The organism is Neomicrococcus aestuarii, from assembly GCF_014201135.1.
GTDB lineage: Bacteria > Actinomycetota > Actinomycetes > Actinomycetales > Micrococcaceae > Neomicrococcus > Neomicrococcus aestuarii.
This window is the reverse complement of record NZ_JACHDR010000001.1, coordinates 1,814,727-1,830,380: the sequence shown is the minus strand read 5'-3', so window position 1 is coordinate 1,830,380 and position 15,654 is coordinate 1,814,727. Positions and strand designations below refer to the sequence as shown.

Here is a 15,654-nt window from a genome sequence, read left to right as displayed (position 1 = left end):
CCCACCGGTTATGCCCTGTAGATGTCCAGTAGCTGAATCGCTTCAAAGATTTAGCGAAACGTTGCAAAGCCCTCTCGAAAGGAATCACCCATGAAGATCGCTGTGTATGGCGGAAACGGCATGGTTGGCAGCCAGATTGTCAACGAAGCAGTAACCCGTGGCCACGAAGTGACGGTTCTGAGCCGTTCGGGTCAGTTGGCAGATGAAGCGCTTGCCGGAAAGGTCAGCAGCCAGCAGGCTGACGTGACCGACGTGAGCAAGATTCAGGAACTCGCGCAGGACAACGACGTCATCGTCATCTCCGTGCCCCCAGCACGCGACGGTGGAGATCACGCTCCCATTTTGAACACTCACGAGGAATTGGCTGAGACGCTCTTGCCAACCCGTTTGTTCGTTATCGGTGGCGCTGGTGCCCTTCAGGTCGGCGACGCTCAGCTCAAGGATCAGCCTGGCTTCCCCGACGCCTACAAGGCTGAGGCAGAGACGATGTCCAAGGCCCTTGATGCTTACCGCGACTCCTCGGGCGTCAACTGGACCATGCTTGCCCCAGCTCCGATGATCGCTCCGGGTGAGCGCACTGGTCAATACAAGTTGGGTGCCGAGTCCCCTGTGGGAGATTCCATCTCCACTCAGGACTTCGCTGTTGCCGTTCTCGACGAAATCGAGAACCCACAGCACCGCGAGCGCCGCTTCACGGTAGCAAACTAGGTTCTCAACTAGAGGAGCCGGTCACCTTTCGGTGACCGGCTCCTCTAGTGTTTTCGACTTGGACGCGAGCACTTGGGGCTCGATGCTTGCTAGTTTCGAAGCGCCTCGCGTGCTCTCCTAGTCGAGCAAGAGTGCTGGCTCTTCCATGATTGCCGCGACGTCCGCCATGAAACGTGCCGAGAGGTCGCCGTCCACCACGCGGTGATCGAACGATCCACCTAGGGTAGTGATCCAGCGTGGGATGACCTCACCCGAAACCACCCACGGCTTCTGGCGGATAGTACCGAACGCTACGATCGCGACCTCACCGGGGTTGATGATGGGCGTTCCGGTGTCGATTCCAAGCGCACCGATATTGGTCACCGTTAGCGTGCCGTTCTGCATCTCAGAAGGCTTCGTCTTACCCGCACGTGCGTTACTCGCAAGATCGTTCAAGGCGATGGCCAGCTCTTTGAGCGAAAGGTTCTGCGCATCCTTGATGTTGGGGACCATCAGGCCGCGCGGAGTTGCAGCCGCGATGCCCAGATTCATAAAGTGCTTGACCTTAATTTCAGCACCGTTCTCCGTCTCAACCCAACTGGCGTTAACTGACGGGTTGCGGGCAGCCGCCCAAATGACCGCCTTGGCCAGAATCAGAAGAGGCGACACTTTGATGCCTTCAAAGTCCCTGCTCTTCTTCAGCCGCTGCACGAACTCCATGGTCCGAGAGGCGTCGACGTCCACAAAGATGGAAACGTGCGGTGCGGTAAAGGCGGACTGCACCATGGCTTTGGCGGTCGCCTTTCGCACGCCACGAACCACTTGCCGTTCTACCCGATGCGATTCAACGGTGTTCGAAGCCTTCCAGAACGTTGGGGCGGCATCTTGTTCGCGGTCGCGCTGTGCTTGGTAGCTTTCCAAGTCTCCCCGAGTGACTTCACCGTAAGCACCGGTGGGAGTCACTCTTTCCAGCTCAATGCCGAGATCTCGCGCAATTTTGCGGACCGGCGGCTTCGCTAAGACACGGTTCACGAAGTGAGTCAGTGGAAGTCGCGCTTTCGCCGCGGAGGAAGGCCCCGCCGAGGTTGTGCTTGAAGGAACGGGCACGGCGTCAGACGGTGCACTCGCGGGCATCTGTAGTGCGGCCGACGATCCGGAGGTGCTGCCGGCACTAACGCCGGCACGAACGCGAGGGCGGCGGTGTGGCGCATCGGCCTTGGGGCCGGAGCCGACAAGAGGACCACTTGCTGCACCATCGGACATTGAGGCCGGTGGTTCTTCCAGATCAACCTTGGATCCAGCTGTCAGCCCTGACGGGGTCACCAACTCACCCGGCACAGAGTCAACCTTGATAGTGCGGATGGGACTGGTTTTCGGATTGGGATCTTCGGCAAGCGTGTCAACGGTGAATAACGCGGCGCCGACTTCGAGAGTGTCTCCCTCTTGAGCGTGGAGCTCACGCACCACACCTTCGAAGGGACTCGGGAGCTCGACGAGACTCTTGGCGGTCTCGATCTCCACAAAGATGTCATTGACCTTGACGGTGTCGCCTGGCTTTACTTTCCAGGCAACAATTTCCGCTTCTGTAAGGCCTTCCCCGACGTCCGGCAGATTAAACGTGCTCATGATTCTCCTGGTACCTCGTGGGAAAACTAGTATGCGAAAGATCGATCAAGTGCATCGAGCAGCTTGTCGATATCTGGGAGGTAGCGGTCTTCGACCTTAGAGATCGGATACGGCATGTGGTAGCCACCCACGCGAATCACCGGTGCTTCGAGTGCATGGAAGCACCGTTCAGAGATGCGGGAGGCGATTTCGCCACCAATGCCACCGAAGGTAGGCGCCTCGTGGGTGACAATCACGCGGCCAGTTTTCTCAACTGATTCCGCAATCGCGTCAAAGTCAATCGGGCTAATGGAGCGCAGATCGATGACCTCGACGCTTCGCCCATCTTCGAGGCTTGCTTCGGCTGCGGCGAGTGCCACCGGGACGAGTGGTCCGTACGTCACGATGGTCGCGTCAGCTCCCTCGCGGACAACCTGTGCCCGAAATGCATCAGGGGCCGGGGTTTCGAGATCGACTTCGCCCTTGAGCCAGTAACGACGCTTTGGCTCGAAGAAGATCACAGGGTCTTGGCACTTGGCCGCCTGCTGAATCATCCAGTACGCATCGTTGGCGTTCGACGGGCTGATGATGCGCAGACCTGCAGTGTGAGCGAAGAGCGCCTCGGGTGATTCGGAGTGGTGCTCCACGGACCCGATACCACCGCCGTAAGGGATACGGATAACAACGGGCGCACTGAAGCGTCCCTCGGAACGTGAGCGCATCTTGGCAAGCTGCGTGGTGATCTGATTGAACGCGGGGAAGACGAATCCATCGAATTGGATCTCAGCGATCGGCGAGTATCCTCGCAGCGCCATACCAATGCAGGATCCAACAATTCCGGACTCAGCAAGCGGTGAATCGATCACGCGGTCAGCGCCGAATCGGGCCTGCAAACCTTCAGTCACGCGGTACACGCCACCGAGCTTTCCAATGTCCTCGCCGATCAGCAATGACTTGGGATTGTTCTCAAGAGCTTTAGCCAAGCCGCTGGTAATGGCTTTCGCAATAGTCATGGTGGTCATGCGTGCTTACCTCCAGCAGTTGTATCGGCTTGGTCCAAGAATCCGGCTTCGTATTCAAGATGCTCCCGGAGCTCTGCCTGAATGAGCGGGTGAGCTTCGGCGTAGACGTTCTCAAAAAGGTTCTCGAGTTGCGGAACCGGGAAGCTCATGGCTTCCTGACGCACGCGCGCCGCCATTTCGTCGGCACCTCGGGATACGTCCTCGAAGAAGGCGTCGTCTCCGATTCCGGTGGCTCGGAGGTGGTTCTCGAGACGAGTAAGTGGATCGCGCTCCACCCATGCCGCTTCTTCGGAATCTAGGCGATACTTCGTTGGATCATCAGCGGTGGTGTGTGCACTCATGCGGTAGGTGTAGGCCTCGATGAAAGTGGGTCCTTGGCCGGTGCGCGCGCGTTCGAGTGCCCAGCGGGTGACTGCTAGAACGGCGAGCACGTCATTGCCATCGACGCGGATGCCTGGGAACCCATACCCTTGCGCGCGGTAGGACAGAGGCACTTTGGTCTGTACCTCGACAGGAACCGAAATGGCCCACTGATTGTTCTGGCAGAAGAACACCAGCGGTGCGTTGAAACTTGCGGCAAACACCATGGACTCATGGACGTCGCCCTCGGAGCTGGCGCCGTCGCCGAAGAAAGCCATAACGGCAGTTCCGTCTTCAGCACGCTGTTCAGGAGTCATCGCCGCATCGTCCATCTTGGCGGCCATGGCGTACCCGGTGGCATGTGGCACTTGGGCGGCCAAAACCATCGTGTACATGTGGAAGTTGTTTTCGCGGGGGTCCCAACCACCGTTGGAGATTCCGCGGAAGAGTCGCAGCATTTGTGGAAAGTCCACGTTGCGGGTCAACGCGACGCCGTGCTCGCGGTAAGTGGGAAACAGGTAATCCTGCGGTTTTGTGGCTCGACCGGCACCGATCTGGGCGGCTTCCTGGCCGCGCAGCGGAACCCAGAGAGCGAGTTGCCCTTGGCGTTGAAGCGCGGTTGCTTCTTTGTCGAAGCGACGCGTATAGAACATGTCGCGGTAGAACTGCCGCAGCATGTCGTCGTCAACATCGCTCAGGTACGCATCCCACTCGGGGTTGGCTTGTCGTTCCCCGTCGATATTCATCAACTGGATCATCTCGCCAGAATCGTGCATGAATTACCTCGTACTCTTTACCCCGGAGACAGCGCACTTACCCATCAGAAGCGACTTCGCTCCCTGCGCACTCTTTCCAGAGTACTTTTCTTGATGTAGCGCTGAACGCTTCGCCGAGAATGCGTACTATGCGAGCACAACGCACTGAAGACAACAAAAGCGCTGGGGAGGCATCCAGCGCTCAGCTAGTTGCCTCCCCAGCGGAAGTCACTTGCTGCCCCTTGAGGTCAGCAAAAACTCATGAGTGGCTAGTTCTAACCAGCGAACTCCTTGGCGATCTCGAGGAAGCGGGTATTCGCTTCAACCTCACCAATGCTGACGCGAACTCCCTCTGTCCCAAAGGCTCGAACGGAGAGTGCTTGACTATCCGCGGCGGCCGCGAATTCAGGGCTACGTTCGCCGAGCGGAAGCCAGACGAAGTTGCCTTGTGTCTCTGGGAAATCCCAACCCTGCTCCTTGAGAGCCGCCACCACGCGGTTTCGTTCTTGAACGAGTTCCTCCACGCGCGCAAGAACTTTGTCGATGTTCTCCAAAGACACTACGGCCGCGTCTTGAGCGAGCGTCGACACTGCGAAAGGTGTTGCGACCAAACGCAAGCTCTCGGTGATGTGTGGTTGTGAAACCGAGTAGCCCACGCGGAGGTTGGCGAGGCCGTGTGCTTTAGACAAAGTCCGAAGCACCACCACGTTCGGGTAGTTACGGTACAGATCAATACCGTTGACGGTCTCAGGATCACGCACGAATTCGGTGTAGGCCTCATCCAAGACAAGGAGGATGTGCGATGGCACCCGAGCCAAGAATCCTTCTACCTCAGCCCGGGTTAGCGCCGGTCCAGTCGGATTGTTCGGGGTGCACAAGATAATCACTTTGGTCTGATCAGTGATGGCCGCGATCATAGCGTCAAGATCATGCCGGCCGTCTCCAAGCACAGGGACGGGGACTGGAGCGGCTCCCGTTGTTTGCACGCAGATGGGGTATGCCTCGAACGAGCGCCAAGCATAGATAACCTCATCCGGGCGGCCATCGTCATTCTGTCCCGCAAACGCAGACAGGATCTGTACTAGAGCGCCCAGCGAACCGGCACCAGTGACTACATCGTCTGCTGGAACGCCCAGGTACTCACCCAATTTCTCACGCAATGGAGTCGCGAGGGAGTCTGGATAACGGTTGATCGCCGCCTGTTCTGCGATCGCCGCGAGTACCTCGGGAAGTGGAGGCAAGGGATTCTCGTTTGAAGCAAGCTTGAACGCATCAAGTCCGTCTACGGCCGAAGCGGGCTTTCCTGCAGCGTAGCGTGGCAATCGATCCACCACAGGCCGCGGACGTAGGGATGGAACTGGTTTTTCCTCAGAAGACATACCGAAAGAATATCGCCACCGCGCCATCCGCCTTCCCGAGAGAAGTCACAGTTCACACACTGTGATCCGTGACATGATGGGTACATGATCCGATTTCTGGTCCGAGTCGTCGTCAACGCCCTCGCCCTTTTTGTAGCGGCCTGGTTGCTCCCCGGAATCACTGTGGGTGCCGAAGCGGCAACAGCAGCCACCGGCAACAACACCGCCGGAGATATCCTGTCTTACCTTGCAGTCGGCGCCATTTTCGGCCTCGTCAACGCAGTGGTTCGGCCCATCATTTCACTTCTGTCATTGCCCATCACGTGCCTGACTCTGGGGATCTTCGCCATCATCATCAACGCGGCCATGCTCATGCTGACGTCGTGGATTATGTCCTTCACGCCGATCGGCTTCCACGTTTCCTCATTCTTCTGGGATGCCGTGCTTGGTTCGATCATCATCAGCATTGTCTCCGCGTTGATTGGCTGGGTAATACCGGACACGATCGACCGCGGGGCGTAGGCCCTCGCAAGTTGTCTAACGCTACTAATTCCTCGCGGTAGCTTTCTCTTGCTTTTTCACTTCCAGCATCACTTTGCCCGTGAGTTCCATAGCGCCAATCAGCGGCATGACCCACTTCGATCCACGCGCTCTTTTCCAGCTCACCCGGTGCACAGTGGCAGCTGTTGCCACCCCCGCAGCACCCGCATATGCGGCATTTGCGGTAGTGATTGCCTCCGAGTCTTCGAAGGTCAGTTGCTTTGATTGGTAGTGGTAATTATCAACGCTATGAGCGCTCAACGGGTCGATTGAAAGTGCCTCATCAGGATTCACATATCCACTCAAGTACGCGGTGACTCGACTCGGTGACACAGGGTTACGCACGCCGTCTGCGGACGGAATCGGGTCCTCGGCATGCTCAATGTGTATTGCTTTGACATCTTCCGGAATTTCAATCTTCCCGACTGGGGATCCCACCGTGACCACTTGTTCAACGTTGTATTGAGCGCGAAACTCTGCGTTTCCGGCAAGATTTGCCGCGTGCACACCGCCTTGGCTATAGCCGTTGAGAATGACACGGGACCCTTCCTCAGCTCCGATAGCGTGAAGTGATTCGAGAGTCGCCTTCGCAACTTGCGGGCTTCCATGATTTAGTCCCTCCGCAACGCCCGTCATGGCGAAAGGGTTTTCTTCGGAGATCCAAGTATTCGTTCCAGGAAACGTCACCACATATGTCTTTGACCCGTCAGGGGCCGCCATCTCGGCGATCGTGATTTCTCCTTGCGTATCCGGAGATAATGGCGAATTGGTCAGTTCTCGTGACATCTCCACTAGATCAGTCACCTCGCCGCTGACTCCGCGGTATCCGAGTTCCTCCGTCCGCTCAACATTGATGGGTTGGTGATTGACGAGCCCAAACTGAAAAGCGAGAACCTCACCAAGGATGAGAGTTAAGTCGGCGCCGTCGGGTACTTCTATGCCAGATGCTTCAAGTGTGGAAATCGCCTTACCGACGGGGTCGTCGATCCCTACAGCTCCGACGCCTTCAGAAACCACCCAGGCGCCGCCTTCGAGCAATTTGAGACCGATACCGGCTGGACGGAACAAAAGAAGTGCCGCCGCTAATGCGGTGCTCGGCAGGTTCTGCACCCCAACTTCATATGTCTCTGTAGTGAACTTCGGCGACTCGTCTGTTGCGTCTAAGAATGCCGCGAGCACCGGCTGTTCAGAACGCACGTAGTCGACGGCTTCATCTACCTGCCGTTCCGAGTCCTCGTACGTTTGGATTGCCAGATCTAGACGCAACACATTCTTGAGAGTGTCAAAGTTGAGCTTGACCAAGTGCCCAAAAACGCCTCCGATCGCCACCTGCGCCTGAAGGATCGAAAAGCTAAAGAATGCAAACGGAATGATCTTGTCTTGAGCTCTGCGGTACCAGTACATGGCGTCGCCAGTTCGCAAGTGGGCATCGTTAAGGAGCTCTCGAGCCTTTTCTAGCTCTTCCAGGCGAAATTCTGTGGTGGATTCCGTACCACCATCAATCCAAACGGTCATTTTCTTCTCCTTTGCGGATGTCTGCGGGGTGATGATTTCCCGACGAAGTTCGTTGATTACTAACGCACGGACAAGTAGTTGAAACCGCCATAGAAAGGCGTACTCATGCCCGTATTGGCCATTGTCTGGACGAGCTGGGCAAGTCGAGTGCCGCTCTCGACATAGGCCTGAGAAGCTTCCGATTGAAGATCCTGAAGTCGTTGATCCCATGAGGACATTTCGGCGATGACACCGGAGATTTCCGCAGAAGCGTCTCTCGAACTACTAAGCGCCTCCCACGCCCGCACATGCATCGCTTCAACTCGGCGCTTGAAGTTCACGCCCGCTGGCGAGTCCCACTTCACTGCATGGATGTGCCGCAATTTTGCTTCGAGATCCTGCACCAGCTCCTGACCTTGCTGGATCTCCCTTGAAGCGTCGCTGAACCAATCCGCCAACATCTTGTGCTCCCTCATGAACTGGGCCGCGGCCTCCTACCCCGGCTCTCCTGTCCACACGCTATGCAAGGCATCTCCACCACCAGCTCAAAAAGCAAAAGGTTGGGGAAAACTCAGAGCCGCCCCACGAGTCGCTCCCCAAAGTGCGTGATTGAAAGCAAGAAATCCACAAGGCAACGCCACCAACGCCGAGGAACCCAAAAGAAGATGAAAGAATAGGGGTCATGGTTGATATCGCGCGTACTTCTTTGGCCCAGTCCCCTTCGGCAAGCTCTAGTTCTGATGACTTCATTGCATTGGGCCCTCTAGACGGCCGGTACCGCGCAGCAACTGCTCCGCTCGTTGATTACTTGAGCGAAGCCGCCCTCAACCGTGATCGTGTCCATGTTGAAGTTGAGTGGCTCATTCACTTGACGGACAACAACGTTCTTCCAGGCGCCGGCCCGCTCACCGATGAGCAGAAGGCTGGTCTGCGCAAGATCGTCACGGATTTCAACCATGATTCCGTGAAGGAACTTGCCGAGACGGAGAAGGTCACGGTTCACGACGTCAAGGCCGTCGAGTACTTCATTGGCGCACGCCTCGCACCGCTTGGCTTGGAGCACCTCAAGCCCATGGTTCACTTCGCTTGCACTAGCGAAGACATCAACAACCTCTCGTACGCGCTCGGCATCAAGGACGCTGTCACGAACGTCTGGCTTCCTGCAGCGGATGCTCTCACGCAGCAGATCTCTGACATGGCGGACGCCAACAAGGACGTCCCCATGCTTTCTCGCACGCACGGACAGCCGGCAACGCCGTCCACGCTCGGCAAGGAGCTTGCGGTCTCCGCTTGGCGTCTGAACCGCCAGCTCAAGCGCGTCAAGAACACTGAATTCCTTGGCAAGATCAACGGCGCCACGGGCACGTTCTCCGCTCACGTTTCGGCGGTTCCTGGCGCTAACTGGCCAGAGATTTCCCGCACGTTCGTTGAGGGCTTGGGCCTGACTTGGAACCCGCTGACCACCCAGATCGAATCTCACGACTGGCAAGCTGAGCTGTACTCGGACGTGGCCCGCTTCAACCGCATTCTGCACAACATCTGCACGGATATCTGGAGCTACATCAGCATCGGTTTCTTCGCGCAGATCCCAGTGGAGGGCGCTACCGGCTCTTCCACGATGCCGCACAAGGTGAACCCGATTCGCTTCGAGAACGCCGAAGCTAACCTCGAGATCAGCAACTCTCTACTCGATACCCTGGCGGCAACTCTGGTCACGAGCCGTTGGCAGCGCGACCTCACTGACTCGTCCAGCCAGCGCAACATCGGTGTGGCTTTTGGCCACTCGATCCTCGCAATCAGCAACGTTGCGAAGGGCCTCGAGCGCCTCGACGTAGCCGCCGACGTCATGGCCCAGGATCTCAACGAGAACTGGGAAGTTCTGGGCGAAGCTATCCAGACCGTCATGCGCGCCGAGGCCATCGCGGGCGTGCCTGGCATGGAGAACCCGTACGAGCGCCTCAAGGAGCTCACTCGCGGTCACCGTGTTGACGAGGCTCGCTTGCGTGAGTTTGTTGCTGGTTTGGGATTGACGGACGACGCCGCAGCTCGCCTCTCTAACCTCACCCCCGGTACGTACACCGGAATTGCCGCTGATTTGGTGCAGTTCTTGAAGGACGCTCGCTAAAGCGTAGAACACTTACACGAGACCGCGGCTGGCGCTATTGCCTAGATCCAGCCGCGGTCTCGTGCTGTGCGGGCCGCTTCGATGCGGTTCGTGGTGCACGTCTTCGCGATGGCGTTGGATAGATAGTTCCGCACCGTTCCCGCACTCAAGTACAGGGCTGCCGCAATTTTGGCGACAGGTTCTCCATCGGCGGCCCGAAGAAGGATCTCCACTTCGCGTTCGGTAAGCGGGTTATCCCCTTCAAAGAGGGATTCTTGTGCCAAGTGCGGATCGACCACTCGCAGTCCCGAGTGGATACGTCGCACTACTTCGGCCAGCTGATCCGCGGGCGTATCTTTGACCACGAACCCGGAGGCACCGGCCGCGAGCGCTCGTTTGAGGTATCCGGGCCGGTCGAAGGTGGTCACCATAAGCACCCGGACGTGTGGCTGTTCGGTGCGAATCCGCTCAGCGGTCTCAATGCCGTCCATTCCCGGCATTTGAACGTCCAGTAAGCAAACGTCCACTTGCTGCTCTCGAAGGGCCGCGAGCGCTGCGGTACCGTCGCCTACTTCGGCGATCACGTCGATGTCTGGTTCCAGGTTCAGCAACGCTGCCATCGCACCGCGCACCAGCGCTTGGTCGTCTGCGATGAGCACTCTGATCTGCGCACGGCCTTCCGCAACAACTCCATCTCCAGTCACCATGCCACCTCCACTAAAGCGCCGCCAAAGCGCGATTCGCTCAACACCAAACGTGCATCCACGGCAGCCAAACGTTCGCGAATTCCCCGAAGGCCATTACCCTCCACGGCATCAGGACCGGAGACGTCCTTGCGGATGCTGCCCCAGCCGTCGCCATCATCCTCGATGGTCAAGGAATCGACGTCCCATGAGATGAGAACTTCGGTGGCGTGAGCGTGGCGCAGAATATTCGTGGTCACTTCGCGGATAACCCACCCGAGTTGAACACTCACGGCAGGTGGCACGTCATCCGGGTCCCCAGAGACGGTCACCGCGTGGCCGGCGGCTTCAAGCGTTGCTTGGGAATTCAGCAGCTCTTGGCTCAGGCTCGCTCCGCGCAATCCGGTAACGGTAGCTCGGACCCCCGCTAGAGCTTCCGCCGTGATCTCACCGATCTCGTGAAGTTCTTTTTTGGCGCGCGCCGGTTCGGCGTCTAAGAGCTTCTCGGCGAGCTCGGATTTGAGCTTGACCACCGTGAGCGAGTGCCCCAAGAGATCGTGCACATCCCGCGACAATTTCACCCGTTCTTCGGCTCGTGCAAGCTCAACGCGCATGTGTTCCGCGCTCTGGCCGGCCCGCATCATCTGGGTCACCATCAAGTTCACGACGAACACCAACGCCATCGCAATTCCCAAGGACAGCACTGCGTCGACGCTGCCCAACCACCATCCTGCAAGGACCAGGCCAGCAAAGGACAACGCCGCAGTCACGAGCAGAGCTCGAAGCCCCAGGAGATAAGCGGCAAAGCTGATCAAGAAAGGCGTGAAGGACAGGTAATTGGCTGCGTCTACGAGCATGGTTGGCAGGGGCAAGATGCACAGGATGCCGAAAATCGTCCACGCTCTCTTGGGCGCGTGTCCGCCGAGGCAGTCCGGCAAGGTGATGAACCCGTAGAGGTACACGCCGGCGAAAGCAGCAATGGAGGCCAGCCCCAAGCCGCGGATGGCTGGAGAACCTGAAAACTCCCACACTGTCATCAAGGGAAAGATCAGGAAGAACAGCCAAATGGCGGCAATGATCCACGCGTGCCTCGCCCAAAAGCTCGGGCGTGTGGATGCCGTCTCGCTCATGGTCTTCAGCCTATCGGCGAGCGCGGGAGCGGCGAACGCCCCACAGTGCGAGCGCCAAGAAAATCACCGTCCAGGCCACCACGTTGGCGATGTACCACCAGAGCTCTTCCCGTGTTCCGTCCGCCATGAAGCCTTCCAGCACCGGCCATCGAACCAGCCCAATCATCCCGTACATCGGCGTGAAGCGGGCGATATCCAGCATGGTTCCGGACAGTGGGATGAACACGTTGCCGAAAAACGCAAAGAACGTCACGGAACCGGAGGCCACGCCAGCCGCGGAGTCGCTCTTGAACAAGAGCCCGGCCGCGAGTCCGTAAAGCGCAAAAACCGCCGAGCAGCCCAGAGAGATTGCGGCTGTCGCCCACCAGATCCAGGTGGCGTCCGCTTTAGCTCCAGTGAAGATGCCGACGGCATACACAATGACCATGGCCACGGCCGCGAAGGCCAGCGCCACTACCGTTTTGGTGAGCACGAACTGCCAGGGCCGCATAGGTGTCAGCCCGATCTGCCGGCCCCACCCTTGAGTCTGCTCGGTGGCCGCCGTCGCCGAGATCGCGGTCACCGCACTAACGGCACCGTACGCCGCCATGGAAGCCATGACGTAGTACTTCAGGTTCGCGTGCCCTGCCATCTGCTCGCCGCCTGCCGTGGAAGCGCCGAACAGCAAGTACATTGCGGCTGGCAGCAACAGCACAAACATCACGTTCGATACGTCCCGCGCTTGGCGCTTGAACTCTATGGCCATGTAGGTGGGGTTCACGATGCAGTCCTTACGGTTTCTTCAGCACTGTGGGCTGACGCATTGGCCTCGGTCAAAGAAATGAAGGCGTTCTCAAGGGATGCCCCGGAGATCTCGAGATCACGAGGCGAAAGGTCCGCGAGCGCTGGAGAGGTCAAAAGCGCCCGCGCCACAGTGTCGGAGTCCTTAGCCAAGATTTCAACCCGATCCCCGTTGCGTGAAAGCTGTTGCACCCCAGGAATGGAGCGAAGAATCTCAACCCCAGCTGAGGCGTCGTCTTCTGAAACTGAAGACAAGGACAGCGTTGCGGAAACCGTGCGGCCGGACGCGAGCGAACGGAATTCCGCGGTAGGCGCGTCCGCAATGAGGGAGCCGTGCGCCATCAAAATGACTCGTTGGGCGAACTCTTGCGCCTCTTCCAAGTAATGAGTCGCGAAAACCACGGTGCGCCCGGTCAGCGCTTCGGCCTGAATCGTGTGCCAGAAGTGTCGCCGCGCGTTGACGTCCATGCCCGCGGTGGGCTCGTCCAAGAAGAGCACGTCCGGGTTTGGCAAGAGCGCCAGCGCGAACTTCAAGCGCTGTTGCTCGCCGCCCGAGCATTTGACGACTTTGCGAGACGCTAGAGCCGTGATCTCAGCTCGTGCCATGACTTCATCCACGCGTGAGCGACCGTGGTGCAGGGCGGCGATTGCCGTCACGGTTTCGCGGACGGTCAGGTCTCGCAAGAGCCCGCCGGTCTGCATGACGGCGGAGACTCGTCCGGCGTCCATGGCAACTCGGGGCGCGGCGCCCAAGATTTCCACAGTGCCGTCGGTGGGTTCGGTGAGGCCCAGCATCATGTCGATGGTGGTGGTTTTTCCCGCGCCGTTCGGGCCCAGAAAGGCCACGATTTCGCCGGGGTGGATAGTGAGGTTGACGTTCTTGACGGCCTCTACGAGTCCGTCCCGCGTTCTAAAAGATTTGGAGACGTTCCGCAAATGAACCGCGGGCGCGGTAGATTTCAGCCCTGATGACCTTGATGACCCTGATGAATTTGCCGGTGATGAGACCATGCCTCAAGAGTCCCACCCCTGAGAACCTAAGAGAAGCGCCAGCCGTCACAGGATCCGCATGACACTTGTCATGGACTGATCCCTGAGGACACTTTGGCCCTGAGACTACCGGGCATGCCGCGCCTGGAACTCGAGGATTCGATCCACTGCGACGGCGACGGCGTCGTAGCCTGCTGCGAAGCTCAACCGCACGAACCGGTCCCCGTCCTCCGCATCAAAATCCGGTCCCGGGGTCAGGGCCACGTACGCTTCCTCGAGTAGTGCTGCGCAGTACGCGGTGGACGTTTCCCAGACGGACAGCCACGGCCCCAAGTCCGCGTAGAAGTAGAACGCGCCGTCGGCTGGCGCTACTTCGCCCCAGCCCAAGCGCGGCAACGCTTCCAACAAGAACGCACGAGTCCGGGCGAACTCGGCCACCGCGGCGTCCCCTTCCGCGTAGGCGGCTTCAGAAAAGGCTTCGACGGCCGCGTATTGCGCGGGGGCTGGCGCACACAAAGCAACGTTTCCTGCGAGAGCATCGACGCCAGGGATCAGATCATTCGGCAGCACCGCCCAGCCCAGGCGCCAGCCGGGCATGCCCCAGAACTTGGAGAAGGAGGAAATGACCACGGCGGTGGGGTCCACCTCCACCGCCGAGACGCCGCGCGCGTCCGGCTCCGATGGGGGCGCGTAGGTGATGCCGTGGTAGATCTCGTCGCTGATCAGGCGCGCCCCGCGGGCGTCGCACCAGGCTACGAGCGCTTCGAGTTCGGCGCGGTCCACCATGGTTCCGGTGGGGTTTGCGGGCGAGGCGAGGATCAGCCCGTCGAGGTGCCCGTGTTCGGCTTGGGCTTCATCGAGCAGTTCGGGCGTGGGTTGGTACCGGGTGGAGGCGTCGCACGGGATTTCCACGACGTTGATGCCGAGGGCGCTGAGGATGTTGCGGTACGCGGGGTAACCGGGGCGGGCCATGGCGACGCGGTCGCCTGCGTTGAACGCGGCGAGGAACACCAGCATGAACGCGCCGGACGCGCCCGTGGTGATGGCGATATTTTCGGTGTTCACCGTGGTTCCGTACCAGCGCTGATAGTGCGCTGCGATCCGTTCGCGCAGCGGCGCAATCCCGAACGCGGAGGTGTAGTTGAGCGATACGCCGGAAGCGTGCAGCCCGGCGGCGGCTTGGTTCACTCCCGCTGGCGCTCCGCCCGAGGGCTCGCCCGCGCACAAGGACACCACGTCGTGGCCGGCCGCCCGCAACTGAGCCACGCGATCCAGGATGTTCATGACGTGGAAGCTGGGGACGAGGGCTCGGGAGGCTACGCGCTTTTCAACCATGCCTCGATTCAACCATGCCCTGATCGTTGGCAGGTTTCAGCCCAAACGGCTCAAGTAATAGCGCATCGGCGCGTGCCGCACGGCGAGCGGAATTTTCGGTAGTACGACGCCGCAGCTCGCCATGAGTGCCCGATACTCCAGATCCTGCCGGGTTCCGTAGGCGCCGCCAAATACTTCAGGACCGTAGGCTTCGCGGAGTTTAGCGGGCAGCATTCCGGCCGTCAGGGTGCGGGCGATCGGCATGGCCGCTTTCAGGTAGCGAGGCACGTTCCGGGGGCGCATCAGCTGTGCCGCGACCTCACGAACGGGAGGATCGACGCGGAGCCGAGCTGCGGCGTCGTACCAATAATCCCTAAATTCTGCCCGCGAACCGGGCCACCGCTCCTCCGGCATCCCCAGCGCGGTGCCCAACAGGGCGTATTCGCGGTAAATATTCTCAGCGTCCGCGCGGTTCAGGGGTCCGAACATGTTCTCGTAGACGAGGATCGCCGAGTCGTAGAGCGTTGCCGCAACCCACAGCTGGAGCTCGGGGTCGTGGGCGTCGTAGGCAGGATGGTCATCGCCGCCAGCTGAACGAACTGGCTGGTGCGCTTTACTCACCCACTCCACCACGTTCGCCGCTTGCCGCGGCGTGCCGTTCGTGAGGGCGTAAATGTAAGTGAGCGTGCCGTGGAGACGCTTGAGCGGGTCCTTCGCGAAGTTCGAATGCTGCACCACGCCGTATCCGACGCCCGGGTGAGCGATCTGTAACAGAATCGCCCGCCCGCCGCCGGCGATCATGATGCCCTCGGGTGCCATGTCTTTCAGTGTG

General features: G+C 59.4%; 15 protein-coding genes. 3 read left to right on the top strand and 12 right to left on the bottom strand.

Annotation, left to right across the window (positions count from 1 at the left end):
• Nucleotides 1-90 precede the first annotated feature (90 nt).
• Nucleotides 91-708: an NAD(P)-dependent oxidoreductase gene (locus HD598_RS08230; RefSeq protein WP_071894588.1), complete on the top strand. Its 618-nt coding sequence runs from the start codon at nucleotides 91-93 to the stop codon at nucleotides 706-708.
• A 117-nt stretch (nucleotides 709-825) separates the two neighbouring features.
• Here the strand turns inward: HD598_RS08230 and HD598_RS08225 are convergent, their stop codons facing one another.
• From HD598_RS08225 to HD598_RS08210, 4 genes are all read right to left on the bottom strand, one after another.
• On the bottom strand, nucleotides 826-2,313 hold the full coding sequence (locus HD598_RS08225; protein ID WP_183665097.1) for a dihydrolipoamide acetyltransferase family protein: 1,488 nt from the start codon (nucleotides 2,311-2,313) through the stop codon (nucleotides 826-828).
• 26 nt (nucleotides 2,314-2,339) lie between these two features.
• Entirely contained in the window at nucleotides 2,340-3,314 is a 975-nt protein-coding gene (locus HD598_RS08220) for an alpha-ketoacid dehydrogenase subunit beta (protein ID WP_183665095.1), read from the bottom strand.
• Nucleotides 3,311-4,450 (bottom strand): pyruvate dehydrogenase (acetyl-transferring) E1 component subunit alpha, encoded by a 1,140-nt coding sequence (pdhA, locus tag HD598_RS08215; protein WP_260170518.1) that lies wholly within the window; start codon nucleotides 4,448-4,450, stop codon nucleotides 3,311-3,313. The genes HD598_RS08220 and pdhA overlap by 4 nt, the downstream gene beginning before the upstream one ends.
• Before the next feature lie 254 nt (nucleotides 4,451-4,704).
• Complete coding sequence (locus HD598_RS08210) at nucleotides 4,705-5,808, bottom strand: histidinol-phosphate transaminase (RefSeq protein ID WP_071894585.1); 1,104 nt, start codon at nucleotides 5,806-5,808, stop codon at nucleotides 4,705-4,707.
• 84 nt (nucleotides 5,809-5,892) lie between these two features.
• Between HD598_RS08210 and HD598_RS08205 the strand changes: the two genes are divergently transcribed.
• Nucleotides 5,893-6,309, top strand: coding sequence for a phage holin family protein (locus tag HD598_RS08205; RefSeq protein WP_071894584.1), 417 nt, complete (start codon nucleotides 5,893-5,895; stop codon nucleotides 6,307-6,309).
• Nucleotides 6,310-6,333: 24 nt separating this feature from the next.
• On the opposite strand, the gene HD598_RS08200 is transcribed toward HD598_RS08205, so the two are convergent.
• Nucleotides 6,334-7,842 carry an alpha/beta hydrolase family protein gene (locus tag HD598_RS08200; RefSeq protein ID WP_071894583.1) on the bottom strand — a complete coding sequence of 503 codons (1,509 nt, stop codon included), beginning with the start codon at nucleotides 7,840-7,842 and terminating at the stop codon, nucleotides 6,334-6,336.
• Nucleotides 7,843-7,901: 59 nt separating this feature from the next.
• Nucleotides 7,902-8,297: a hypothetical protein gene (locus HD598_RS08195; protein ID WP_071894582.1), complete on the bottom strand. Its 396-nt coding sequence runs from the start codon at nucleotides 8,295-8,297 to the stop codon at nucleotides 7,902-7,904.
• Between the two features lie 206 nt (nucleotides 8,298-8,503).
• On the opposite strand from HD598_RS08195, the gene purB reads away from it, so the two are divergent.
• Entirely contained in the window at nucleotides 8,504-9,946 is a 1,443-nt protein-coding gene (gene purB, locus HD598_RS08190; RefSeq protein ID WP_071894581.1) for an adenylosuccinate lyase, read from the top strand.
• Nucleotides 9,947-9,987: 41 nt separating this feature from the next.
• Here purB and HD598_RS08185 read toward each other — a convergent pair whose 3' ends face one another.
• From HD598_RS08185 to HD598_RS08160, 6 genes are all read right to left on the bottom strand, one after another.
• Nucleotides 9,988-10,632: a response regulator transcription factor gene (locus HD598_RS08185; RefSeq protein ID WP_183665093.1), complete on the bottom strand. Its 645-nt coding sequence runs from the start codon at nucleotides 10,630-10,632 to the stop codon at nucleotides 9,988-9,990.
• A complete protein-coding gene (locus HD598_RS08180; RefSeq protein ID WP_183665091.1) occupies nucleotides 10,626-11,738 on the bottom strand; it encodes a sensor histidine kinase in 1,113 nt (370 codons plus the stop codon). Before HD598_RS08180 ends, HD598_RS08185 begins: the two co-directional genes overlap by 7 nt.
• 10 nt (nucleotides 11,739-11,748) lie before the next feature.
• Nucleotides 11,749-12,498, bottom strand: coding sequence for an ABC transporter permease (locus tag HD598_RS08175; RefSeq protein WP_311538995.1), 750 nt, complete (start codon nucleotides 12,496-12,498; stop codon nucleotides 11,749-11,751).
• Complete coding sequence (locus HD598_RS08170; protein WP_183665089.1) at nucleotides 12,495-13,529, bottom strand: ABC transporter ATP-binding protein; 1,035 nt, start codon at nucleotides 13,527-13,529, stop codon at nucleotides 12,495-12,497. Before HD598_RS08170 ends, HD598_RS08175 begins: the two co-directional genes overlap by 4 nt.
• Nucleotides 13,530-13,634: 105 nt before the next feature.
• Nucleotides 13,635-14,843, bottom strand: a complete 1,209-nt coding sequence (locus HD598_RS08165; RefSeq protein WP_183665087.1) for a pyridoxal phosphate-dependent aminotransferase — start codon at nucleotides 14,841-14,843, stop codon at nucleotides 13,635-13,637.
• Nucleotides 14,844-14,879: 36 nt separating this feature from the next.
• Complete coding sequence (locus HD598_RS08160) at nucleotides 14,880-15,641, bottom strand: oxygenase MpaB family protein (protein ID WP_260170517.1); 762 nt, start codon at nucleotides 15,639-15,641, stop codon at nucleotides 14,880-14,882.
• Nucleotides 15,642-15,654: the final 13 nt, after the last annotated feature.

Coding starts and splice junctions, on each gene's coding strand:
- HD598_RS08230 (WP_071894588.1), top strand. CDS start 91: ATGAAGATCGCTGTGTATGGCGGAAACGGCATGGTTGGCAGCCAGATT.
- HD598_RS08225 (WP_183665097.1), bottom strand. CDS start 2,313: ATGAGCACGTTTAATCTGCCGGACGTCGGGGAAGGCCTTACAGAAGCG.
- HD598_RS08220 (WP_183665095.1), bottom strand. CDS start 3,314: ATGACCACCATGACTATTGCGAAAGCCATTACCAGCGGCTTGGCTAAA.
- pdhA (WP_260170518.1), bottom strand. CDS start 4,450: ATGCACGATTCTGGCGAGATGATCCAGTTGATGAATATCGACGGGGAA.
- HD598_RS08210 (WP_071894585.1), bottom strand. CDS start 5,808: ATGTCTTCTGAGGAAAAACCAGTTCCATCCCTACGTCCGCGGCCTGTG.
- HD598_RS08205 (WP_071894584.1), top strand. CDS start 5,893: ATGATCCGATTTCTGGTCCGAGTCGTCGTCAACGCCCTCGCCCTTTTT.
- HD598_RS08200 (WP_071894583.1), bottom strand. CDS start 7,842: ATGACCGTTTGGATTGATGGTGGTACGGAATCCACCACAGAATTTCGC.
- HD598_RS08195 (WP_071894582.1), bottom strand. CDS start 8,297: ATGAGGGAGCACAAGATGTTGGCGGATTGGTTCAGCGACGCTTCAAGG.
- purB (WP_071894581.1), top strand. CDS start 8,504: ATGGTTGATATCGCGCGTACTTCTTTGGCCCAGTCCCCTTCGGCAAGC.
- HD598_RS08185 (WP_183665093.1), bottom strand. CDS start 10,632: ATGGTGACTGGAGATGGAGTTGTTGCGGAAGGCCGTGCGCAGATCAGA.
- HD598_RS08180 (WP_183665091.1), bottom strand. CDS start 11,738: ATGAGCGAGACGGCATCCACACGCCCGAGCTTTTGGGCGAGGCACGCG.
- HD598_RS08170 (WP_183665089.1), bottom strand. CDS start 13,529: ATGGTCTCATCACCGGCAAATTCATCAGGGTCATCAAGGTCATCAGGG.
- HD598_RS08165 (WP_183665087.1), bottom strand. CDS start 14,843: ATGGTTGAAAAGCGCGTAGCCTCCCGAGCCCTCGTCCCCAGCTTCCAC.
- HD598_RS08160 (WP_260170517.1), bottom strand. CDS start 15,641: ATGGCACCCGAGGGCATCATGATCGCCGGCGGCGGGCGGGCGATTCTG.